The sequence below is a fragment of the Actinoplanes sp. NPDC004185 genome (genome assembly GCF_053603475.1).
Genome location: NZ_JBSGFR010000061.1, coordinates 27,029 through 47,810 on the forward strand (window position 1 = coordinate 27,029; position 20,782 = coordinate 47,810).

The 20,782-nt window shown below is 72.0% G+C and carries 23 protein-coding genes; 12 read left to right on the forward strand and 11 right to left on the reverse strand.

Annotated elements, in window-relative coordinates; translation table 11 throughout:
- Window positions 1-106 precede the first annotated feature (106 nt).
- Entirely contained in the window at window positions 107-1,282 is a 1,176-nt protein-coding gene (locus ACWEOZ_RS39115; RefSeq protein ID WP_451915727.1) for a sensor histidine kinase, read from the forward strand.
- Window positions 1,279-1,917: a response regulator gene (locus tag ACWEOZ_RS39120; protein WP_396087019.1), complete on the forward strand. Its 639-nt coding sequence runs from the start codon at window positions 1,279-1,281 to the stop codon at window positions 1,915-1,917. The genes ACWEOZ_RS39115 and ACWEOZ_RS39120 overlap by 4 nt, the downstream gene beginning before the upstream one ends.
- Window positions 1,918-1,923: 6 nt before the next feature.
- Here the strand turns inward: ACWEOZ_RS39120 and ACWEOZ_RS39125 are convergent, their stop codons facing one another.
- Entirely contained in the window at window positions 1,924-2,493 is a 570-nt protein-coding gene (locus tag ACWEOZ_RS39125) for a TetR/AcrR family transcriptional regulator (RefSeq protein ID WP_451915728.1), read from the reverse strand.
- A gap of 10 nt (window positions 2,494-2,503) precedes the next feature.
- On the opposite strand from ACWEOZ_RS39125, the gene ACWEOZ_RS39130 reads away from it, so the two are divergent.
- The gene (locus tag ACWEOZ_RS39130) at window positions 2,504-2,905 is read left to right on the forward strand and encodes an O-methyltransferase (protein ID WP_451915729.1); all 402 of its coding nucleotides are present in this window, start codon (window positions 2,504-2,506) and stop codon (window positions 2,903-2,905) included.
- Here ACWEOZ_RS39130 and ACWEOZ_RS39135 read toward each other — a convergent pair.
- The 5 genes from ACWEOZ_RS39135 to ACWEOZ_RS39155 form a co-directional block, all read right to left on the reverse strand.
- Window positions 2,886-3,416 (reverse strand): GNAT family N-acetyltransferase, encoded by a 531-nt coding sequence (locus tag ACWEOZ_RS39135; RefSeq protein ID WP_451915730.1) that lies wholly within the window; start codon window positions 3,414-3,416, stop codon window positions 2,886-2,888. The two genes, ACWEOZ_RS39130 and ACWEOZ_RS39135, sit on opposite strands and share 20 nt — an antisense overlap.
- Window positions 3,417-3,441: 25 nt before the next feature.
- Entirely contained in the window at window positions 3,442-3,930 is a 489-nt protein-coding gene (locus tag ACWEOZ_RS39140) for a MarR family winged helix-turn-helix transcriptional regulator (protein WP_451915731.1), read from the reverse strand.
- A gap of 51 nt (window positions 3,931-3,981) precedes the next feature.
- A complete protein-coding gene (locus ACWEOZ_RS39145; protein WP_451915732.1) occupies window positions 3,982-4,524 on the reverse strand; it encodes a DUF305 domain-containing protein in 543 nt (180 codons plus the stop codon).
- 71 nt (window positions 4,525-4,595) lie between these two features.
- Complete coding sequence (locus ACWEOZ_RS39150) at window positions 4,596-5,345, reverse strand: lytic polysaccharide monooxygenase (RefSeq protein ID WP_451915733.1); 750 nt, start codon at window positions 5,343-5,345, stop codon at window positions 4,596-4,598.
- Between the two features lie 221 nt (window positions 5,346-5,566).
- The gene (locus tag ACWEOZ_RS39155; protein ID WP_451915734.1) at window positions 5,567-6,520 is read right to left on the reverse strand and encodes a hypothetical protein; all 954 of its coding nucleotides are present in this window, start codon (window positions 6,518-6,520) and stop codon (window positions 5,567-5,569) included.
- 114 nt (window positions 6,521-6,634) lie between these two features.
- Between ACWEOZ_RS39155 and ACWEOZ_RS39160 the strand changes: the two genes are divergently transcribed.
- Window positions 6,635-7,894 (forward strand): sensor domain-containing phosphodiesterase, encoded by a 1,260-nt coding sequence (locus ACWEOZ_RS39160; protein ID WP_451915735.1) that lies wholly within the window; start codon window positions 6,635-6,637, stop codon window positions 7,892-7,894.
- 83 nt (window positions 7,895-7,977) lie between these two features.
- The gene (locus tag ACWEOZ_RS39165; RefSeq protein WP_451915736.1) at window positions 7,978-8,802 is read left to right on the forward strand and encodes a polysaccharide deacetylase family protein; all 825 of its coding nucleotides are present in this window, start codon (window positions 7,978-7,980) and stop codon (window positions 8,800-8,802) included.
- 57 nt (window positions 8,803-8,859) lie between these two features.
- Here ACWEOZ_RS39165 and ACWEOZ_RS39170 read toward each other — a convergent pair whose 3' ends face one another.
- The gene (locus ACWEOZ_RS39170) at window positions 8,860-9,072 is read right to left on the reverse strand and encodes a hypothetical protein (RefSeq protein WP_451915737.1); all 213 of its coding nucleotides are present in this window, start codon (window positions 9,070-9,072) and stop codon (window positions 8,860-8,862) included.
- On the opposite strand from ACWEOZ_RS39170, the gene ACWEOZ_RS39175 reads away from it, so the two are divergent.
- Entirely contained in the window at window positions 9,061-9,672 is a 612-nt protein-coding gene (locus ACWEOZ_RS39175; protein WP_451915738.1) for a hypothetical protein, read from the forward strand. The two genes, ACWEOZ_RS39170 and ACWEOZ_RS39175, sit on opposite strands and share 12 nt — an antisense overlap.
- A 12-nt stretch (window positions 9,673-9,684) precedes the next feature.
- Here the strand turns inward: ACWEOZ_RS39175 and ACWEOZ_RS39180 are convergent, their stop codons facing one another.
- A complete protein-coding gene (locus ACWEOZ_RS39180) occupies window positions 9,685-11,082 on the reverse strand; it encodes an MFS transporter (RefSeq protein ID WP_451915739.1) in 1,398 nt (465 codons plus the stop codon).
- A 72-nt stretch (window positions 11,083-11,154) separates the two neighbouring features.
- Between ACWEOZ_RS39180 and ACWEOZ_RS39185 the strand changes: the two genes are divergently transcribed.
- Window positions 11,155-11,631, forward strand: coding sequence for an RrF2 family transcriptional regulator (locus ACWEOZ_RS39185; protein ID WP_451915740.1), 477 nt, complete (start codon window positions 11,155-11,157; stop codon window positions 11,629-11,631).
- A gap of 38 nt (window positions 11,632-11,669) precedes the next feature.
- On the opposite strand, the gene ACWEOZ_RS39190 is transcribed toward ACWEOZ_RS39185, so the two are convergent.
- Entirely contained in the window at window positions 11,670-11,846 is a 177-nt protein-coding gene (locus ACWEOZ_RS39190; RefSeq protein WP_451915741.1) for a hypothetical protein, read from the reverse strand.
- 130 nt (window positions 11,847-11,976) lie between these two features.
- The gene (locus tag ACWEOZ_RS39195) at window positions 11,977-13,428 is read right to left on the reverse strand and encodes a helix-turn-helix domain-containing protein (RefSeq protein ID WP_451915742.1); all 1,452 of its coding nucleotides are present in this window, start codon (window positions 13,426-13,428) and stop codon (window positions 11,977-11,979) included.
- A gap of 111 nt (window positions 13,429-13,539) precedes the next feature.
- Between ACWEOZ_RS39195 and aceA the strand changes: the two genes are divergently transcribed.
- The 3 genes from aceA to ACWEOZ_RS39210 all read left to right on the forward strand — a co-directional run bounded on the left by aceA (window position 13,540) and on the right by ACWEOZ_RS39210 (window position 18,105).
- Entirely contained in the window at window positions 13,540-14,844 is a 1,305-nt protein-coding gene (gene aceA / locus ACWEOZ_RS39200; protein ID WP_451915743.1) for an isocitrate lyase, read from the forward strand.
- Window positions 14,844-16,445: a malate synthase A gene (gene aceB, locus ACWEOZ_RS39205; RefSeq protein ID WP_451915744.1), complete on the forward strand. Its 1,602-nt coding sequence runs from the start codon at window positions 14,844-14,846 to the stop codon at window positions 16,443-16,445. Before aceA ends, aceB begins: the two co-directional genes overlap by 1 nt.
- A 181-nt stretch (window positions 16,446-16,626) precedes the next feature.
- Window positions 16,627-18,105: a mannitol dehydrogenase family protein gene (locus ACWEOZ_RS39210; protein ID WP_451915745.1), complete on the forward strand. Its 1,479-nt coding sequence runs from the start codon at window positions 16,627-16,629 to the stop codon at window positions 18,103-18,105.
- Here ACWEOZ_RS39210 and ACWEOZ_RS39215 read toward each other — a convergent pair.
- Window positions 18,059-19,243 (reverse strand): MFS transporter, encoded by a 1,185-nt coding sequence (locus ACWEOZ_RS39215; protein ID WP_451915746.1) that lies wholly within the window; start codon window positions 19,241-19,243, stop codon window positions 18,059-18,061. The genes ACWEOZ_RS39210 and ACWEOZ_RS39215 overlap by 47 nt on opposite strands.
- Before the next feature lie 82 nt (window positions 19,244-19,325).
- On the opposite strand from ACWEOZ_RS39215, the gene ACWEOZ_RS39220 reads away from it, so the two are divergent.
- The gene (locus tag ACWEOZ_RS39220; RefSeq protein WP_451915747.1) at window positions 19,326-20,141 is read left to right on the forward strand and encodes a pectate lyase; all 816 of its coding nucleotides are present in this window, start codon (window positions 19,326-19,328) and stop codon (window positions 20,139-20,141) included.
- Window positions 20,142-20,531: 390 nt separating this feature from the next.
- On the forward strand, window positions 20,532-20,782 hold a 251-nt coding region (locus tag ACWEOZ_RS39225), incomplete at its 3' end, for an endo-1,4-beta-xylanase (protein WP_451915748.1).

The following is a 20,782-nucleotide window of genomic DNA, read 5'->3' on the forward strand; positions in this document are numbered from 1 at the left end:
GTCGGCGGGCACCGCGCACATCAGCCCGCAGCGGGGATCGGCGGCCGCGGCGGATCTGTCTTTCGGCCGATGGAGACGCGTTGAGCAGCGGTTACGCTGGGTCACGATGTTGACGCGACCGAACCTGATCCGCCGGGGCGCCCAGCTCGCCACCCTGCTGCTGATGGCGATGCTCGGGCTGATCGACCTGGCCACCGGCGTGTCCGAGGGCGGGCCGGTCCTGGGCCTCGTGCTGTTCATCGGCGCCGTGTCGACGGCCTCCGTCTGGCTGCCCGCCCACCGGCAGGGCTCGGCCCGGCTGCCCAAGGCGGCCATGCTGCTGGCCGGGTTCTCCCTGCTGCTGACGATCGGGATCGGGGGTGCGTCCGGCGGGGTCGGGGGCAGCTTCGGCCTGGCCGAGTCGGTCGGGCTGCTCGCGGTCCTGTTCGTGGTGTGCCGCCGGGGCGACAGCCGGTGGGCGGTCGGCGCGGTGCTGCTGCTCGGCATGGCCATCGGGTTCATGCCGCTGCGGGCCGGCACCGACGCCGACTACGTCATCGCCGGTCTGGCCCTGGGACTGGTCGCGACCGCGGTCATCGCCCTGGCGGTCTATCTGCGCATCATCGAGTCGACCCGGGTACGCGCGATGGACTCGGTCCGCGCCGAGCAGCGCGCCGAGTTCGCCCGGGACCTGCACGACTTCATCGCCCACCACGTCACCGGCATCGTCGTGCAGGCGCAGGGCGCGCGGTTCATCGCCGAGCAGGACCCCAAGCGGGTGCTGCTGGCGCTGGAGCAGATCGAGGCGGCCGGCGCCGAGACGATGGCCTCGATGCGCCGCATGGTCGGGGTGCTGCGCGATCCGCACGCCCGGCCGGACGCGCCGCTGGCGCCGCTGGCCGGGGTGGACGAGCTGGCGCCGCTGCTGGATCAGTTCAGCAACGCGGGTGAGGTGCTCGCCCGGTTGCACGTGGACGGCAGCACGGCGGGGCTCCCGGTGGAGGTGTCCACGTCGGCGTACCGGGTGGTGATGGAGGCGCTGACCAACATCCGCCGGCACGCCAAGGACGCGCGGGTCGCGGACGTGTGGGTGCGCCGTACCCCCGACTGGTTGCTCGTCCGGGTGGCGAACGACGGCGCGGCGCCGCGTGCCGCGATGCCGCGCGAGGCGCCGGGGTACGGTCTCGTGGGCCTGACCGAACGGGTCCGCGCGGTCGGCGGGCGCATCACCGCCGGGCCGGGCATCGACGGCGGCTGGGTCGTCGACGCGGCCCTGCCGCTCGACCAGGAGGTGACGCGGTGATCCGCGTGATGATCGCCGACGACCAGGCGATGGTACGGACCGGCTTCGGCATGATCATCGGCGCGCAGCCCGACATGGAGCTGATCGGCGAGGCCGCGGACGGCGTCGAGGCGGTGGCGATGGCCCGCCGGCTCAAGCCCGACGTGGCGCTCTTCGACATCCGGATGCCCCGGATGGACGGTCTGGAGGCCCTGCGGCTGCTGGCCGGCCCGGGCGTCGCGGATCCGATCAAGGTGGTCGTCGTGACGACCTTCGACCTCGACGAGTACGTGCACCAGGCGCTGCGCAACGGCGCGGCCGGCTTCCTGCTGAAGGACTCGGGACCGGCGCTGCTGGTGGAGGCGGTGCGCGCGGCGGTGTCCGGGGACGCGCTGATCAGCCCGTCGATCACCGTACGGCTGCTGGAGCACCTGTCCCCGCCCGCCCCGACCGGCGACGACGGCGGGCTGTCCCCGCGCGAGCTGGACGTGGTCAAGCTGGCCGCCCGCGGGCTGACCAATGCCGAGATCGCGACGCAGCTGTTCATCTCGGTCGGCACCGTCAAGACGCACCTGGGCAGCGTGCAGACCAAGCTGGGGGCGCGCAACCGGGTGGAGATCGCCGCCTGGGCGTGGGAACGCCGCCTGGTCGGCTGAGCGGCCCTACGCCACCACCTGCCGCACCAGTGTCTCGACGAAGTCCGCGGTGACCGGCTGCCCGGTGACCAGCACGCGGTAGTAGACGGGGCCGACGAGGCGATCGACGGCCGCGTCGAGGTCCGTGTCCGCGGGCAGCTCACCGCGGGCGATCGCGCGTTCCAGCGGGCGGCGGTCGCGCGCCCGCTGGTGGGTGAGGTGCTCGGCGCGCAGCCGGGCCGCCAGTCCGGGGTCGTGCATCGCCTGCCCGGTGAGCGCCCGGAAGACCGCGCCGGCGTCCGAGTGGGTCAGGTAGTGCGCGAGGTTCTCCAGGTGCGCGCGCAGGTCAGCGGCCAGGTCGCCGGTGTCCGCCGGTTCCAGGTCCTGCGCGGCGTCGGCGGCGAACGCGTCGAACAGCACGTCGGTCTTCGAGGGCCACCAGCGGTAGATGGTCTGTTTGGCCACGCCGGCGCGGGCCGCGATCCCCTCGATGGTGAGCTGGGCGAAGCCCTTCTCGGCGAGCAGGTCGTCCGCTGCCTGCAGGACGCTCAGCCGAGCCTCCTCGACCCGCCCCGCCACGGTGGTCGAGTTCGGCACCTCCTACGGGGTGTCCACGATCTACCTGGCCGCCGGGGTCACCGACAACGGCAGCGGGCACGTTTTCAGCACCGAGCTGAGCGCCACCAAGGTGGCGGCGGCCCGGGCCAACCTGGCCGAGGCCGGGCTCGAGCGGGCCGTGACGATCCTGCGTGGCGACGCCCTCCAGACGCTGGCCGCGGTGCCCGGTCAGGTCGGCTTCCTGCTGCTGGACGGCTGGAAGGACCTCTGCCTGCCGGTGCTGCGGCTGCTCGAGCCACGGCTCGCTCCGGGCGCTTCGGTGGTCGCCGACGACACCACGATGACCAGCATGGCGCCCTATCTGGCCTACGTCCGCGACCCGGCGAACGGCTACGCGACCGTGGGCTTCCCGGTCGAGGACGGGATGGAGCTCAGCTGCCGGACGTGGTGATCCAGTAGCGGCGCAGCCGGCCGATCTCGGTGTCGCGGATGTCCTCCAGCTCGCCGCCGTTGCGTTCGATCGTGCGGCGGGAACCCTCGTTGGCCACGTTGCAGGTGACCAGGACGCGGGTCAGGCCGAGCTTGGCCGCGTGCGGCAGGACCTCGCCCAGTGCGAACGACGCCAGGCCGCGGCGGCGCGCCGACGGCCGTACGCCGTAGCCGATGTGCCCGCCGGCCCGCCGCAGGAAGTCGTTGAGCTCGTGGCGCAGGGCGATCGCGCCGAGCACCTCGTCGTCCTCGACGATCCACCAGTACGTGCAGTGGACCAGGCCCTCCGGCTGGGCCACGGCCGGGTCGGAGTCGCGCAGCAGCCGGCGCACCCAGGCGGCGAAGCCGTCCGGGGTGTCCACGTCGTCCTCCGGCCGCAGGCCCGCACCGTCCTGGTGGGCGCCGCCCCACTCGTCGCGCGAGCGCAGCCACGATTCGCGGAGCCGGGCGGTGGGTGCGATGAGTTCGGCCATGCCGGCGACAGTATCGGCCGGGCGCTCAGGCCGGAAAGGCATTACGGGCGTCGCCCGGCTCCAGGCGCTCGAGCAGCCGCCGGGCCATGGCGCCGAGCTGGTCCAGCTCCTCCGCCGTCAGCGCGTCGAGCACCAGCGTGCGGACGGCTTCCACGTGTCCCGGCGCGCTGGCCAGCACCTTCTCCCAGCCGGCGTCGGTGAGCACCGCGTTGGTGTAGCGGCCGTCCGACGGGCAAGCCTTGCGCTCGATCCAGCCGCGGGCCTCCAGGCGCTTGACCACGTGCGAGAGCCGGGACAGCGAGCCGTTGGCCAGCGCGGCCAGGGCGCTCATCCGGCGGGTCCGCCCGGGGGCCTCGGAGAGGTTGGCCAGCACGAGGTATTCGAAGTGGCTCAGGCCTGAGTCGCGTTGCATCTGGGCGTCCAGGGCGGCGGGGAGCTTCAGCAGCAGGCCACCCACGGGCAGCCAGGCTCGCAGCTCGTCGGGGCTGAGCCAGCGCGGCGGTTCGGCGGTCACCGGCCCATCGTACTGCTGATTTGAAGCTTCAATCAGGGCCGGACAGCACACCTAGGCGGCCAGGGCGAGCATCGCTTGGATCTGCGGCTGACGCCGGGTGGTCATCGTCTCGGCGAGGGCCTTGGCCGGCGGGTACTGCCCACCGGTCACTTCCATCCGGGTCACCTCGACGCAGTTGTGCAGGTGACCCAGGAGCAGGCTGACCGCCGTACGGTCGAAGTCGGCGCCGCGGGCCGCGGTGAGCTCGGCGATGTCGGTGGGCCGCAGCGAATGCAGGTCGCCGTGCCCGGCGTGGGCGCCGGCGGCCGGGTCGGCCGACGGCGGCTGCTGCCAGCCGGTCAGCCAGCGGCCCATGGTGGCCGCCTCGCTCTGCCACTGGCCGCCCAGTTCGTTGATCAGCGTGCGCACCTCGGGGTTCGTCGCCCGCGGCCCGGCCAGCGCGACGACCTGCTCGCCCTGGCGGATGTAGTCGAGGCTCATCTGCAGGAACATCACGTCGGTGCTGTTGAACGCCGGCGGTGGCGGCTGGGCCGGATCGGCGGCACAGCCGGCCAGCGTGATCAGCATCAGCAGGGCGGTGGCCAGACGACGCATGGGGACACCTCCTCCGGTGCCGGACGGACGGGTCCACGCCGGTGGCCGTGGACCCGTCCGCGGGGCGTGGATCAGATGCGGGACCAGAGAGCCGGTACGTTCGGCGGCTCCCAGCCGGCCAGCGCGGTGTGCGCCTGCCGGCAGCTGTACGACGCCCCGCCGTAGGTGACGACGTTGCCGGGCGAGTACGCCGTGCCGGCCCGCCAGGTGCCACCGGCCGGCGGCTGGGTCGTCGGCGGCGGCGTGGTGGGCTGGGTGGGCGGCGGCGTGGTCGGCGGCGGCGTGGTGGGCGGCGGGTTGCCGCCTCCGCCACCGATGTTCACGTCCACACAGGAGTAGAACGCGTTGACCGTGTCGGCGATGTTCCACCGGGCCAGCACGGTCTGCCGGCCGGTGAAGCCGCCCATGCTGACGGTGTGCGACTTGGTGGCGCCGGGCTGCGCGCCGCCGTCGTTGAAGGAGGCCAGCCGGGTGCCGCCGATGAAGTACTCCCACGTGCTGGTGGAGTGCCGGGCGGTGAGCACCCAGTTGAACGTCACGGACGAGCCGACGCTGGCGGCCGGCCAGTTGCGGCTGTTGTCGTTGAGAACGGCGAAGCGGCTGCCACCGCCGTTGCACTGCGTCGAGCCCTTGGGCGCCTCGACGCTCTGCGGCTCGTAGACGATGTCACCGCAGTTGGCCACCGCGCCGCGGGCGCAGTTGGCCTGGCGGCTGGGCGGTGAGGAGATGTAGCCGTGCGCCGAGGCCGGTGCGACGGCGACGAACAGTGAGGCGCCGACCGTGGCGACGGTCAGCAGCGGCAGAGTGGTTCTTCTTCTCATGAAGCGCTCCTCTTCATGGGGGGCGGCAGGCCGGAGTTTGGGGGAACCCGGCCTGCCGCGGGCACGCCGGTACCGCGCCGGAGAACCCGGTCGGTATCGACATTGCCCGATGGATGGAAGCTCCGTCGGCGATACGCCCAACGTAATTTAAAGCTTGTTAACAGTAAAGAGAGCCAACGAAGTTTTTCGATACCCATCTATGTGGGAGCGCTCTCCGGCCGTCAGCCGGCGCGCGCGATGCAGATCCGGGCCTGCAGACGCGGCCCGGCCTCGTAGAACATGTACGGCGTCCCGCCGTCGGTGCCGAACGACGGCGCGGCGGCGCGGCCGTTGTCCGAGGCGACCGGGCTGTAGAAGACCCCCAGATGGTTCTCCCGGTCGAAGGCGTCGCCGACCTCCGTGATCCGCATCCTGCCGTCGTTGCCGTGGTACGCCACGTACGTCGTGTCGTTGCGCTTGACCAGGGCCGGCGCGGCGATGTCGGTGAGGCCGTCGCCCTCCGGGTTGACCAGCGGCGCGGGACTGAACTGCCACTGGTCCCAGCCGTTGGGTGACCAGCCGTAGAAGATCCGCCGCCCGCTCTTGACGCCCATGAACACCATGACGTACTTGTTGCCACGCCCGGGCAGGGTGTGCTCGAAGACCCGGGCGTACGAGGTCTCCGACGTGCCCGGCACCAGCCGCGTGCTCAGGATCGGCGTCTCGTCCCGGAAATTGATGCCGTCCGCGGAACGGGCCACCCGGGTGGTGGTGTTCTCGCCGTGGAAGTAGCAGAAGAACTGCCGGGTGGCGGCGTCCCAGATGACGTGCGGGGACGACACATGGCTGACCGTGGTACCGGGCAGGACATTGTCGATCAACGGGTTGGCGGAGTATTCGGTGAACGGCCCGGCGAGCGAGTTCGCGTACGCGACACAGATGCCGCCCGGCTTCTCGTGCGGCGCGTAATAGAGGTAGTACCGCGCCCGCGCGCCGCTGATCTTGTCGTAGACCCCACGGATGCAGGGGAAGATGAACTCGCCCGTCGGGTTGTAGTTCAGCGGCAACGTCAGCGCGTCACGAAGGTAGGTGTAGGTGGGCATGCCGGCGGGCAGGGCGGCCCGGGCCGCGGCGGGGGCGACGGCGGTGCCCGCCAGCCCGGCAGCGGCACCTTTCAACAGCGTGCGTCGATTCATGTCCGTGACGCTAAGCGGCGATCGACTGCTAATAGAACCACTGATAGTCAGGTAATTCGTATCAGCATCGATCCAACTCCTCAGACATCCGCCCGGGCCGCCGATGTCGAAGACGTGCGGAACATCCATGACGTCATCGACGGCCGCGCCGTTACCCCGGTCTTCCAGCCGCTGGTGGACATCGCCACCCGGCGGGTGCTCGGCTACGAGGCCCTCAGCCGTGGCCCGGCCGGCAGCCCCTGGGAGTCGCCGGTCACCCTGTTCGCCGCGGCCCGGGCGGCCGGACGCGACAACGAGCTCGACTGGGTGTGCCGGGCGTCGGCGTACCGGGCCGCGCTGGACGCCGGCCTGGCGCAGACCCTGTTCGTCAACATGGAACCGACGGCGTGGCACACGCCCTGCCCCGACGACCTGGCCCCGGTGGTGGCCCGGGCGCAGAGCCGGTTGCGGGTGGTCACCGAGATGACCGAGCGGGCGATCGCGGCGGACCCGGCCGGGCTGCTGTCCGCCACGGCGAGCTGCCGGGCGGCGGGCTGGGGCGTGGCCCTGGACGACGTGGGCGCCGACCCGATGTCGCTGGCGCTGATGCCGTTCGTGCATCCGGACGTCGTCAAGCTGGACATGAGCCTGCTGCACGCTCCGCGGGATCCGCACACCTCGCACGTGGTGGCCGCCGTCGCGGCGTACGCCGAGGCCAGCGGGGCCACCATCCTGGCCGAGGGGGTGGAGACGGCGGAGCACGAGGCGATCGCCCGCACGATGGGCGCGACCGTCGGCCAGGGCTGGCTGTACGGGCGTCCCGGTCGCCTGCCACCGGTCCCCGCGCCGCCGGGCGCCCACCTGCCGTTGCTGCGGCCGGTGACGACCGGCTCGACCGGCGCGACGCCGTACGAGATCGTCGCGGCCCAGCGCCCCACCGTGGTCTCGACCAAGTCGACACTGATGCCGATGAGCAAGCACATGGAGGCCCTGGCCCGCGACAGCCACCAGCCGCCCGTGCTGCTCGCCTGCTTCCAGGAGGCCCGGCACTTCACCCGCGCGACCGCCCGCCGGTACGCGGCGATCGCCGAGCGCAGCCCGATGGTCGCGGCGCTGGGCACCGGCCTGAGCGACGAACCGGCGCCCGGCGTCCGCGGCGCCCACTTCGCCGCCGGTGACGCGCTGCACGGCGAGTGGAACGTGCTGGTGGTCGGCCCGCACCAGGCGGCGGCGCTGGTCGCCCGGGACCTCGGTGACACCGGGCCCGAGGCGGACCGGCGGTTCGTGTTCGCCACGACGTACGACCGGGCGCTGGTGATCGCGGCGGCACGCTCGCTGCTGCACCTGCTGGCCCCGACCGACCCGAGCCTTATCCCCCACCTGCTGACGGTCTGACCAGCTGTGATGCCGTGTCCGCAACGTTCGGGTCACCGTGCGCGGTTGCGGGCGTTCTCTAGCTTGCCCATGTGATCTTGCCGATGTCCCGCCGAGCCCTCGCCACCGCTGTCGTCTGTCTGCTGGGCCTGCCCCTGGCTGCCTGTTCGGCCGGCTCCGGCGCGCCGGAGGCGCCGCCCTCGGCCTCGCCCCCGGCCGAACACCTGATCACGGCGCCGGCGACACCGACGAGCAGACCCGCGGCGCCGACCGGGGGCAAAGGCTGGACCTCCGCCGACATACCCGTCTTCCCACCGGCACCGCCACCCGAGCCGATCACCCTGCCGGCAGCGGGCACTGTGCCGTACCTGTCGCGGATCCCGACGCAGCAGCCGGTCGCCTTCCTCACCATCGACGACGGCTACCTGAAGCTGCCGGAGGTGCCGGGGTTGCTGGCGGCGGCCGGCATCCCGGTCACGCTGTTCCTGACCACCGACGCCATCCACGACGACGAGGCGTACTTCGCGCGCCTGCAGGAGCACGGCGCGGTCATCGAGGCGCACACGATCACCCACACCGAGCTGCGCGGCAAGTCGTACGCGTTCCAGCACCGGGAGATCTGCGGCTCGGCGGACCGGCTGGGTCACCGCTACCACCGCCGGCCCGTGCTGTTCCGCCCGCCGTTCGGCACCAAGGACGCCACCACGCTGCGGGCGGCGCGCGACTGCGGGATCAAGGCCGCGTTCATGTGGAAGGAGACGGTCCACAAGGGCAAGGTGCGTTACCAGGAGGGTCACCGGGTCCAGCCGGGCGACATCATCCTGATGCACTTCCGGCCGGCCTTCGTGCGGGATTTCCTGGCGGCGCTGCGCGCGATCCACAAGGCCGGACTGACGCCGGCCCTCCTGGAGGATTACATCCCGGGCTGAACACGAGCGGATCAACGACTCAACGCGCGGGAAACCCGCCGGACGTGCGCATAGTGATCACGAGGAGATGGTCGCTATGAGGTCCGGTGTGATCCGTCTGCCCAGGGGCCGGCGGTGGCTGCGACGGCACTTGGCGGTGGTGGCCGGGTCGGGCAGCCGTACGGCGGTGGTGACCGCACGGACCACGGCGGCGGAGATCGCCATCTCCGTGCGCCGGCACCCCGCGGCGGGCCGGACGACGATCGAGGAGGCGGGATCGTGACCGGCCACCTGCGCGACTTCCTCGGCGCCGACGACGCGACGCTGACCCGGCAGCTCACCGAGGGTGGCCCGGTCGAGTCCGCGCTCGGAGCGATCCCCGGCCGCCTCTCCGGACCGGCCAGGGCAGCGCTGGCCGCGGAGCTCTCCGCCGCGGCCGGTGGTCTGCTCGAGGAGGACCTCGGCTCGATCCTGCTCTCCGGGGTGATGGGCTACCACTGCCTGGTCACCGCCGCGCGGGAGACGGCCGCCGACGCCGACGTCACCCGGCTGGTCACGCTGGACGACCATCTGGTCCGGGTCACCTACGACCCGCACCTCGACGTGCTGGTCGACGGGGAACGCGTGTACGAGCTGCGGTTGTGCCTGTCCGTCGCGTTCACCGTGCAGGGCCTGGCGGCCACCGTCCGGGCCGGCCGCCTGGCCCATGTCCGGGTGGCGCGCTGCTCGGCCGACGTCCGGCTGTCGTGGGAGGAGCACACCCTGCTGGAGCACAGCGACCTCGTCGACGCTCCCCTGGTGATCCGGCTCGGCGCCGGGATACCCGTCCCCCTGGCGACCGTCCTGGACCACGCGCGGGGGACCGCCCGCGTCACCCAGCGCCGCGCCTGAGCATGGTCCGGCTCAACAGGGTCGCATGAGGATCGGCGGCCGGGGCTCGACAGCCGCCGGTCGCAGGGCCGACGCGACCAGCATCGTGAGCACGATCCCGGCCGCGACGGTCAGGACCGCCGCGCGGATGCCGTGCTGGGCGACGAGGACCAGGACGGCCAGGCCGAGCGCGGCGCCGACCCCGGATCCGGTGGAGGCGAGCCCCGAAGCGATGCCCTGCTCCCGGTCGCTGACACCGGTGGCCGCGGCGATGAACATGGCGGTGAACACCACCCCGTCACCGATGCTGAGGGCGACCAGTCCGGGCAGCAGGGCCGCGTACGAGCTGTCCCCGGTCATCGCCAGACCCAGCGCCGCGGCACCCGCCGCGCCCACCGCCAGCGCCGCGACGAGGGTGCGGCGCAGGCCGAAGCGGGTCACCACCTGACCGGCCACCGCCGAGCCGGTCACGACCACGGCGGTGGGCACCAGGAAGGCCAGGCCGGTGCGCAGGGAGTCGTAGCCGCGGACGTCCTGGAAGTAGATCGACAGGAAGTACAGCACCGAGCCGAAGGTCGCCGCGAACATCGCCGCGAGCCCGACCGCCGCGACGACGTTGCGGTTGCGCAGCAGCCCGCGCGGCACCAGCGGGTCGGCGGCCCGCCGCTCGATCACGACCAGCGCGACCAGCAGCGCCAGCCCGGCCGCCGCCGGGCCGAGCACGACCGGCGAGTCCCAGCCGGCCTCCGGGCCCCTCACCAGAGCGAAGACCAGCAGCGTGATGCCGCCGGTCGCACTGAGCGCACCCAGCAGGTCGAACGACCGCCCCTCGGCGCGCCGGGCATCGGCCGGCAGCAGGGGGAACGCCAGCAGCAGCGCCGCGGCCGCCAGGGGTGCGTTGATGAGGAACACCGCCGGCCACCCGAACGCGCGCGTGAGGACGCCGCCGAGCAGGACGCCGAGGACCAGGCCGGCCGCGCCCGCACCGCCCCACACGCCCAGCGCGCGGTTGCGGGCCCGGCCCTCCGGAAAGGTGACGTTGACCAGGGCCAGCGTCGTCGGGAAGACCAGGGCGCCGCCCAGGCCCTGGACCGCGCGAGCGCTCAACAGCATCTCCGGGCTGCGGGCGAGACCGCCGGCCAGGGCCGCGGCCGCGTACAGCGCGAGGCCGGTGACCAGGACCCGGCGCCGGCCGAGCAGGTCGGCGGCCCGGCCGCCGAGCAGCAGGAAGCCGCTGGACGCGACGGCGTAGGCGGTGACCACGGCCTGCAGGGTCTGGGCGGAGAAGCCCAGGTCACGCCGGATGTCCGGGAGCGCGACCACCACGATGTACTGATCCAGCGAGACGATCAGCATGGCGAAGGCCAGCAGCGCCAGCGCGGCCCGGCGACGCCCGGGGCCGGTCATCGCCGGCCCGGTTGACAGAGTCATGGTCGTTCCCCGTTCCTGGATATTGGGGGTCCAGGATAGGCATCAGATCCTGGACATGTAAAGTCCAGGACTATGCGGATGAGTCAGGGCGTCGAATGGGCCCTCCACACGTGCCTCAACCTCGGCTGGCTCGACACCCCGGTCCCGACCGCCACCCTCGCGGCGTTCTACGAGCTGCCGCCCGCGTACCTGAACAAGCAGCTGCAGGCCCTGGTCCGGGCCGGGATCCTGGCGTCGGTCTCGGGTCCGCGCGGCGGTTTCCGGCTGGCCCGGGACCCGGGGGCGGTCTCGCTGCTGGACATCGTGGCCGCCATCGAGGGGCCGGAGGAGTTGTTCCGCTGCGACCAGATCCTGCGCAAAGGCCCGGGCGAGCACACGGGCGTCGACTACCGGCAGTCGTGCACCCTTTCCCAGGCGATGCTCGGGGCCGAGCTGGCCTGGCGGCGGGAACTGGCCGGGCGGACCCTGGCCCACATCCGGGCCGATGTCGAGCGCCTGCACCCCGATTCCCCGGCGGACACCAGGGCCAGGATCGCCGCGCTGCGCTAGGAAGGAAGCGCGTCCGTGATCGCACCGCTCTTTCGCGTCTATCGCAAGCCGCTGGACCGGCCCTGACGGCGTCGGACCGTCCGCACCACGAGGACGATCGCGCCGATGACGAGCAGGACGCCCAGCCCTTGCAGGCCCGGGGAGTCGTCGCCTTCGCCGTACACGATTGCGGCGGCGCCGAGCAGGACGGCGAGGGCGGCCAGGGCGTACTTCATGGGGTCTCCTTCCGGGGCGGCGAGTGCCGACGATGCGATCTCATCACCGGCCCGGCCCGCCGGAAACCGCCCGGGCCGACTCCGCACAGGATCTCCACACAACGCACACGAATGCGGCGCCCAGCCGCCGTCAGCGGGCGCGACGCTGCAGGAACTCGTAGACGTCCTGGGCGTCGACGCCCGGGAAGGTGCCGGGCGGCAGGGCGGCCAGCAGGTGCGAGTGCACCCGGGCACTGGGCCAGGCCTGCCCGGCCCAGCGGTCCACCAGCTCCGCGGGCGGCCGGCGGCAGCACGTCGGGTCCGGGCAGGTCGACACCGTACGGCGGGTGGTGTCACCGCCGCGGAACCAGCGGGCATGCTGGTACGGCGTCCCGACCGTCACCGAGAACTCGCCCGACCGGGTCGACTCCACGTGCACCGTGCACCAGTACGTGCCCTTGCCGGTGTCGGTGAACTGGTAGAACGACGAGTACGGGTCCTCGGCAGCGAACACCGTGCGTGACGCCCATTTGCGGCACACCGGCTGGCCCTCGATCGCGCCGGTCACGTCGGTCGGGAAGCGCACGTCGTCGTTCTCGTAGGCCTTGTAGACCGTGCCGCTCTCGTGCACCCGGGCGAAGTGCACCGGGATGCCGAAGTGGTGGGTGACCAGGTTGGTGAAGCGGTGTGCCGCGGTCTCGTAGGAGACCCCGAACGCGTCGCGGAAGTCGTCGATGGCCAGCGCCCGGTCGGCCTTGGCCTCGCGGAGGAAGTCGGTGGCGAACTTCTCCGGCATCAGCAGCGCCGCGGCGAAGTAGTTGACCTCGACCCGCTGGCGCAGGAAGTCGCCGTAGTCGGCCGGGTCGTGGTGGCCGAGCACGAAGTGCCCGAGCGTCTGCAGCACCACCGCGCGCGGGTCGTGGCCCTTGCCGCTGGCCACCTGCGGCAGATAGATCTTGTGGTTCTTCAGGTCGGTCACCGAGCGGGCCGAGCCGGGCAGGTCGTTGACGTAGTGCAGCGAGAAGCCGAGGTGGGCGGCGATGTCGAGGATGCCGCGCTGGGACAGCGGGCCGGTGGTGTGCCGCACCGACTCCAGCACCTTGGCCGCGGCCTGCTCGATGTAGTCGAAGTAGTTGTCGCGCTCGCGCATCTCGACGCGCAGCTGCTGGTTGGCCCGGCGGGCCACCTCGGGGGTGGCGCTCTGCTCGGTGAGCAGCCGGGTCAGCTCGCGGTGCAGGCCGATCAGCGATTCCAGGGCGTCGGCGGGCAGGCGCCGGCCACCGCGGACGACCGGCAGGCCCAGGGCCGTGTAGGCCGGTTCCCGCTGGAAATGGGCCAGCTCGATCTCCAGCCCGGCGCGCCGGCTCGGCGCTTCCGGCCGCAGCAGCTCCTGCATCGGTACGCCCAGAGCACCCGCGATCGCCTGCAGCACGCTGAGCTTCGGCTCCCGCTTGCCGTTCTCGATCAGTGAGAGCTGCGAGGGCGCCCGGCCGACGGCGGCGCTGAGCTGGTCGAGGGTCATGCCCTTGGCCCGGCGCTGGTGCCGCAGCCGCTGCCCGAGGGTCACGAGGTCCACGGTCGCGTCGGTCGGTGAAGCCGTCATGCGTTTTGACGCTAGCAGAAGATTCGCGCTTCTTCTCCTCGCAAATATCTTCAGGAGGGGTTGTGGACTCGATCAGAGTGAAGTTCTGCCGTAACGGAAGGGCTTAACACCATGACTGATCAGCTGACCGAAGTCAGGGCCAAGTACAGCGGGCGCAGCACCGCCGTGGAACTCACTCGGGCGTGGGCCGGCGATCCCCGTTGGCTGGGCGTGACCCGCAGCTACACGGCGCACGACGTCGTCAAGCTGCGCGGCAGTGTCCAGGAGCAGCACACCCTGGCCGAGCGGGGCGCCCGCCGGCTGTGGGACCTGCTGCACGACGAGGAGTACATCAACGCGCTCGGCGCCATGACCGGCGGCCAGGCCGTGCAGCAGGTGCGGGCCGGGCTCAAGGCGATCTACCTGTCCGGCTGGCAGGTGGCCGCCGACGCCAACCTGTCCGGGCACACGTACCCGGACCAGAGCCTCTACCCGGCGAACTCGGTGCCGGCGGTGGTGCGCCGGATCAACAACGCGCTGCTGCGGGCCGACCAGATCGACACCGCCGCGGGCAAGCACGACCGCGACTGGCTGGCTCCCATCGTCGCCGACGCGGAGGCCGGTTTCGGCGGGCCGCTGAACGCGTTCGAGCTGATGAAGGCCATGATCGCGGCGGGTGCGGCCGGTGTGCACTGGGAGGACCAGCTCGCCTCGGAGAAGAAGTGCGGCCACCTCGGTGGCAAGGTGCTGATCCCGACCGCCCAGCACATCCGCACGCTCAACGCGGCCCGGCTCGCGGCCGACGTGGCCGGGGTGCCCAGCCTGATCATCGCCCGTACCGACGCGCTGGCCGCCGACCTGCTCACCACCGACGTGGACGAGCGCGACAAGCCGTTCCTCACCGGTGAGCGGACCGCGGAGGGCTTCTTCCGCGTGCGCAGCGGTCCGGAGGCGGCGATCGCCCGCGGCGTCGCGTACGCCGACTACGCCGACCTGATCTGGTGCGAGACCGGCAAGCCCGACCTGGAGTTCGCCCGCTCGTTCGCCGAGGCCGTGCACAAGGTGCACCCGGACAAGATGCTGGCGTACAACTGCTCGCCGTCGTTCAACTGGAAGCGCAACCTCGACGACGCCACCATCGCCCGGTTCCAGAAGGAGCTCGGTGCGATGGGCTACAAGTTCCAGTTCGTCACGCTGGCCGGCTTCCACGCGCTGAACCACTCGATGTTCGAGCTGTCCCAGGGCTACGCCACCGAGGGCATGAGCGCGTACGTGCGGCTGCAGGAGGCCGAGTTCGCGGCCGAGGCCAACGGTTACACGGCGACCAAGCACCAGGCCGAGGTCGGCACCGGCTACTTCGACGCCGTCTCGACGGCGCTGAACCCGGAGAGCTCCACCACCGCGCTGTCCGGCTCGACCGAAGCGGAGCAGTTCTGATGGAAGAAGTCACCGTCACCGGGTCCGAGTTCTCCGACGTCCTGACCCCCGAGGCGATCGAGTTCGTGGTGGCGCTGGACCGGGAGTTCGGCGCCCGCCGGGTCCAGCTGCTGGACCGCCGCCGGCGCCGCCGGGCCACCCGGACCACCGAGCTGGACTTCCTGTCCTCCACCCGGCAGATCCGCATCGACGAGACGTGGACCGTGGCGCCCCCGGCCGAGGACCTGATGGACCGCCGGGTGGAGATCACCGGGCCGCCGGAACGCAAGATGACGATCAACGCGCTGAACTCCGGCGCCAAGGTCTGGATGGCCGACTTCGAGGACGCCACCGCGCCGACCTGGGACAACGTCGTCTCAGGCCAGCGCAACCTGCGGGCCGCGCTGGACGGCACGCTGGACTTCACCGCACCGGACGGCCGGGAGTACCGGATCGGCACGGAGCTGCCGACCATCATGGTCCGGCCCCGCGGCTGGCACCTGCCGGAGTGCCACGTGCGCATCGGCGGGCGGGCGGTCTCGGCGTCGCTGTTCGACTTCGGCCTGTACCTGTTCCACTGTGGGCGCAAGCAGATCGAGCGCGGCAGCGGCCCGTACTTCTACCTGCCCAAGCTGGAGAGCCACCTCGAGGCGCGGCTGTGGAACGACGTCTTCGTCTTCGCGCAGAACCTGCTGGGCATCCCCCGCGGCACGATCCGCGCGACGGTGCTGATCGAGACGATCACGGCGGCCTTCGAGATGGAGGAGATCCTGTACGAGCTGCGCGAGCACTCGGCGGGACTCAACGCCGGCCGCTGGGACTACCTGTTCAGCATGATCAAGAACCGGCCGGACGTGGTGCTGCCGGAGCGCTCGCAGGTGACGATGACGGCGCCGTTCATGCGGGCGTACACGGAATTGCTGGTCAAGACCTGTCACCGGCGCGGCGCCCACGCGATCGGCGGCATGGCCGCCGTCGTGCCCAGCCGGGACCCGGTGGCCGCCAAGCGGGCGCTCAACCAGGTCCGCCAGGACAAGCGGCGCGAGGTCGGCGACGGCTTCGACGGCTCCTGGGTGGCCCACCCGGGCCTGGTCGAGACCTGCCGGGAGGTCTTCGACCAGTGGCTCGGCTTCGAGCCGCACCAGATCGTGCGCAAGCGCGAGGACGTGCGGGTCACCGCCAAGGAGCTGCTGGACGTCAAGTCCAGCGCGGTCACGGTCAGCGAGGTCGCGCTGCGCACCAACGTCAGCGTGGCGCTGCGGTACGTCGCGGCGTGGCTGGGCGGGCGCGGCGCGGTGGCGCTCGGCGGGCTGATGGAGGACGCGGCGACGGCGGAGATCTGCCGGACCCAGCTGTGGCAGTGGATCTCGACGGGCACCCCGACCGACTACGGCGTGCCGGTGACCGCGGGCCTGGTGACCCGGATGCTGCGCGAGGAGCTGGACGTGCTCGCCGAGACCGGGGCCCTGGACGAGGAGTCGGGCCGGTGCTTCGGTCAGGCCCGGACCCTGCTGACCGTGCTGCTCTCCGAGCGGACCTGCCCGGAATTCTTCACTCTGCCCGCGTACCTGCGGCACATGACCGGTGGCGGCCTCAAGCCGGCGGCGGCTCTGCCGGTCTGACCGGGAGCAACGGGACGGCCCGGTGGCGATCCGCCGCCGGGCCGTGCCCGTTTGCGCGGCGCGTGTGCCCGTGTTGACGGACGGTGAGAAAGCTGCTGCCGCGCCGGGCCCGGCAACGGGCCTCCCGGGATGCCATGCTGGGGCTCCGAGCCCGTCAGAGCAGCGCTGGGAGGACATGCCGATGCTGCCCCTCAATGCCCAGAACTTGTCGTCCCTGCCCGCCGAGCTGCCGGTCCCGTCCTACGACCGCGGCGCGCTGCGGACCGGGATCGTGCACTTCGGCGTCGGTGGCTTCCACCGGGCGCACGAGGCGATGTACCTCGACCGGCTGATGACCGCGGGCCGGGCGCTGGACTGGGCGATCTGCGGGGTGGGTGTGATGCCGGCCGACCGGCGCATGGCCGAGGTGATGCACGCCCAGGACGGCCTCTACACGCTGGTCGTCAAGGCGCCGGACGGCACCCTCGAGGCCCGGGTCGTCGGTGCGATCAAGGAATACCTCTTCGCGCCGGACGACCCCGAGGCCGTCATCGAGAAGATGGCCGGCCCCGAGGTGCGCATCGTCTCGCTGACCATCACCGAGGGCGGCTACAACTTCAACGCCGTGACCGGCGACTTCGTCGCCGACAACCCGGACGTGCGGCACGACCTGACCCCGGGCAACCCGCCGCGCACCACCTTCGGGCTGATCACCGCGGCGCTGGCCCGGCGGCGCGAGCGCGGGGTGCCCCCGTTCACGATCATGAGCTGCGACAACATCCAGGGCAACGGGCACGCCGCCCGGCGCAGCTTCGTCGCCTTCGCCACGCTGCGGGACCCGGAGCTCGGCGCGTGGGTGCAGCAGCACGTCGCCTTCCCCAACAGCATGGTCGACCGGATCACCCCGGTGACCACGGACGACGACCGCGCGGAGGTCCGCAAGCGGTTCGGCGTGGACGACGCGTGGCCGGTGGTGTGCGAGCCGTTCACCCAGTGGGCCCTGGAGGACGCCTTCCCGCTGGGCCGGCCCCCGTTCGAGGGGGCCGGGGTGCAGGTGGTCGCCGACGTCGAGCCGTACGAGCTGATGAAGCTGCGCCTGCTCAACGCCAGCCACCAGGCGCTCTGCTACTTCGGTTACCTGGCCGGCTACCGGCTCGTGCACGACGTGGCCCAGGATCCGCTGTTCGCCGACTTCCTGCTGGCGTACATGGACCGCGAGGCCACCCCGACCCTGGAGCCGGTGCCCGGTATCGACCTGGACGAGTACAAGCACCAGCTCATCGACCGCTTCTCCAACGCCCAGGTGCGCGACACCGTGGCCCGGCTCTGCGCCGAGAGCTCCGACCGCATCCCCAAGTGGCTGCTGCCGGTGATCCGGCACAACCTCGAGACCGGCGGCGAGATCCTGCGGTCCACCGCCGTGGTGGCCAGCTGGGCCCGGTACGCCGAGGGCGTCGACGAGCAGGGCAACCCGATCGAGGTGGTGGACCGGCTCAAGGACACCCTGACCGCGGCCGCCCGGCGTCAGAGTGCGGACCCACTGGCGTTCATCGCCGACCGGGACCTGTTCGGGGATCTGATCGACAACGAGCGGTTCGTCTCGGCGTACCGGTCGGTGTCGTCCTCGCTGCACCTCAAGGGAGCGCGGGCGACACTCGAGGAGCTGGCCGGCGCCTCCTGAGCAGCACGGCGCCGAGTCCGCCGGCCAGCAACTGGCTGGCCGCGACGGCCAGCAGCAGGACGGTCGTGCCGTGGCCGGTGGCCAGGCCCGCGAGGGCGACACCGGCCGCGGCGGCGGTCACCTTGAGCCCGGCCCCGATGGTGAAGACCTGGGTCCGCGCCTCCGGCGGGGCCTCCCGGTCCCGCACGACCAGCAGGGACGCGAACAGCGGGCCGTTGATCAGGCCGGCGACCACGAACAGGGCCAGGGTCGGCCAGCGCCCGCCGACCAGCGGCAGCACCGCGAACGGCAGGCTCATGGCGACCAGCCCGGCCAGCATGAGCCGCTCGGGCCGCAGCCGGCGCACCGGCAGCCGGGCGTAGGCCAGCGAACTGACCAGGTTGCCGGCCGCGAACGCCGACAGCGTCAGGCCGGTCATGGCCGGATCGTGCAGGCCCGCGGCGAGCAACGCCGCGACGATCGGCAGCGCGCCGAAGCCGAGCTGGCTGACGGTGCTGGCCGCCGTGACAGCGGCCAGCGGAGGCTCCCGCCACAGCGCCGTCAGCGCCCGCCCCCGCCGTCGCGGGATGCTCGGCCGGGTCCGGTCCGGCACCGGCAGCGACACCACGATGGCCGCGGCGAGCGCACACGAGACCGCCAGAACGGCCACCGCCCACAGTGCCCCCGCCCAGCCGGCGACGACCGCGGCCAGGGCCGGGCCGACGATGCCGGCCAGGCTGTAGGAGGTCGCGTCGAGACCGAAGGCCCGCGGCAGCCGGTCGCCGGCGAGCTCGCCGAGCAGACTCGACAGACCACCGATCAGCAGCGGCGCGCAGCAGCCGGCCAGCACGGCAGCCACGAACGCGGCCGCCGGAGCCGGATCGGCCAGCAGCGCCGCGCCGGTGAAGCCGGCCGCGAAGCCGAGCAACCCGCCGACGTAGAGCAGCCGGCGCCGGCGGACAGCGTCGGCGAGCGCCCCCACCAGGGGTGCCGCCAGCACATGGGGCACCATCAGCGCGCCGATCAGCAGGCCGCCGAACGCCGCGCCCCGCCCCACTGCGAGGACATGCAGCAGCAGAGCCACCCGGCTGCCCTCGTCGGCGAGCCGCGCCAGGGCGGCGGCGGTCGTGTATCGGGTCAGGACGCCGGGCACAGCCATGCCCCTCGCCTACCCGCGGAGCCGGCGAAGAAATCTTGCGGTGCGGGGCAACCTCCCGGGGGCCATCGGCCACTGCACGGGTATGGAAACGTCCTCCCCCACCTCCCCCGAGGCTCCCCCCGGCCGGTTCCGGCGCTGGCGGGGCACTGCCATCGCAGCCGTCCTGGCCTGCGGTCTCGGCGTCACCGCGGTCGCCTTCACCCAGAACGCCTCGGCCGCCACGGCCTGGCCGTCCGCCCAGGGCCTGGTCAAGGTCAGCGCGACGACCAACGTGTCGGGCACCTTCGACGGTGGCCTCAAGCGGTACTTCGGCATCGGCGACGGCGGGCAGGACGAGAGCCAGGACCCGATGTTCAAACTGGCCGACGGCGCCACCCTCAAGAACGTCATCATCGGCGCCCCGGCCGGTGACGGCGTGCACTGCAGCGGCTCGTGCACCCTGGTCAACGTCTGGTGGGAGGACGTCGGCGAGGACGCCGCCACGTTCAAGGGCGGCACCTCGGCCCGGTACACCGTCGAGGGCGGCGGCGCCCGCTCGGCCTCGGACAAGGTCTTCCAGCACAACGGCGGCGGCACGCTGACCGTCCGCAACTTCCAGGTCAGCGACTTCGGCAAGCTCTACCGCTCGTGCGGCAACTGCAAGACGCAGTTCAAGCGGAACGTGGTGCTGCAGAACATCACCGCGAGCGCGCCGGGCAAGGCCCTGGCCGGCATCAACACCAACTTCGGGGACACGGCGACGTTCTCCGGCATCACGATCGTCGGGGACAGCAAGAAGAAGATCGCGATCTGCGACCGGTTCACCGGCAACAACACCGGCGCGGAGCCGCCGAAGACCGGTTCCGGCGCCGACGGCAAGAACTGTTTCTTCAGCGCCTCGGACATCACCTACAAATAACCGTACCGCACCGGATCAGCCGGGTCGGCGCCTCCCCGCGCCGGCCCGGCCCCTGGCTTTCCCCGGCCGTCTGCCGCATTATCGGCAGGCGGCCTTTTCCGTGGCCCCACCTGCGGCTTCGACCTTTATTTCTCCTTAAAAGCGTGTCGCCACCAGCCGTTCCCGAGTCGTAATTCCACCATTCTTTTTGCTCCGGGAATGGCTCGGGGGTTGATATTGAGGGATTCGCATGGCAGCATTCTGAGCGCGCATCGGGAGGGCCCCCGTGCCCTTTGTCGCCGACGGCGGCCCTCCCTTTCTCCGCGACATCCCTTTCCCGAGAGGCACGTTATGACAGCGTCTGTTCATCCACCCGCCCATCGTCGAGCCCCGCGCCGGCGGATCGTGCTGGTGGCGGCAGGCATCGCCGGCCTGGTCGCCGCCGGACTGGGGGTCGTCTACACCCAGTCGGCCGACGCCGCCACCACGCTGGGCGCTTCCGCGGCGGCCAGGGGTCGTTATTTCGGTGCGGCGATCGCGGCCGGCCGGCTGGGTGATGGGACCTATACCCGGATCCTGAACAGCGAGTTCAACGCGGTCACCCCTGAGAACGAGATGAAGTGGGACGCCACCGAACCGGCCCGGGGCAGCTTCACCTACAG

What these genes read in the sequence shown, in the direction of transcription:
- ACWEOZ_RS39115 (WP_451915727.1), top strand. Translation starts at nt 107, where the DNA reads ATGTTGACGCGACCGAACCTGATCCGCCGGGGCGCCCAGCTCGCCACC.
- ACWEOZ_RS39135 (WP_451915730.1), bottom strand. Translation starts at nt 3,416, where the DNA reads ATGGCCGAACTCATCGCACCCACCGCCCGGCTCCGCGAATCGTGGCTG.
- ACWEOZ_RS39145 (WP_451915732.1), bottom strand. Translation starts at nt 4,524, where the DNA reads ATGCGTCGTCTGGCCACCGCCCTGCTGATGCTGATCACGCTGGCCGGC.
- ACWEOZ_RS39150 (WP_451915733.1), bottom strand. Translation starts at nt 5,345, where the DNA reads ATGAGAAGAAGAACCACTCTGCCGCTGCTGACCGTCGCCACGGTCGGC.
- ACWEOZ_RS39155 (WP_451915734.1), bottom strand. Translation starts at nt 6,520, where the DNA reads ATGAATCGACGCACGCTGTTGAAAGGTGCCGCTGCCGGGCTGGCGGGC.
- ACWEOZ_RS39165 (WP_451915736.1), top strand. Translation starts at nt 7,978, where the DNA reads ATGTCCCGCCGAGCCCTCGCCACCGCTGTCGTCTGTCTGCTGGGCCTG.
- ACWEOZ_RS39180 (WP_451915739.1), bottom strand. Translation starts at nt 11,082, where the DNA reads ATGACTCTGTCAACCGGGCCGGCGATGACCGGCCCCGGGCGTCGCCGG.
- ACWEOZ_RS39185 (WP_451915740.1), top strand. Translation starts at nt 11,155, where the DNA reads ATGCGGATGAGTCAGGGCGTCGAATGGGCCCTCCACACGTGCCTCAAC.
- ACWEOZ_RS39190 (WP_451915741.1), bottom strand. Translation starts at nt 11,846, where the DNA reads ATGAAGTACGCCCTGGCCGCCCTCGCCGTCCTGCTCGGCGCCGCCGCA.
- ACWEOZ_RS39195 (WP_451915742.1), bottom strand. Translation starts at nt 13,428, where the DNA reads ATGACGGCTTCACCGACCGACGCGACCGTGGACCTCGTGACCCTCGGG.
- aceA (WP_451915743.1), top strand. Translation starts at nt 13,540, where the DNA reads ATGACTGATCAGCTGACCGAAGTCAGGGCCAAGTACAGCGGGCGCAGC.
- aceB (WP_451915744.1), top strand. Translation starts at nt 14,844, where the DNA reads ATGGAAGAAGTCACCGTCACCGGGTCCGAGTTCTCCGACGTCCTGACC.
- ACWEOZ_RS39210 (WP_451915745.1), top strand. Translation starts at nt 16,627, where the DNA reads ATGCTGCCCCTCAATGCCCAGAACTTGTCGTCCCTGCCCGCCGAGCTG.
- ACWEOZ_RS39215 (WP_451915746.1), bottom strand. Translation starts at nt 19,243, where the DNA reads ATGGCTGTGCCCGGCGTCCTGACCCGATACACGACCGCCGCCGCCCTG.
- ACWEOZ_RS39220 (WP_451915747.1), top strand. Translation starts at nt 19,326, where the DNA reads ATGGAAACGTCCTCCCCCACCTCCCCCGAGGCTCCCCCCGGCCGGTTC.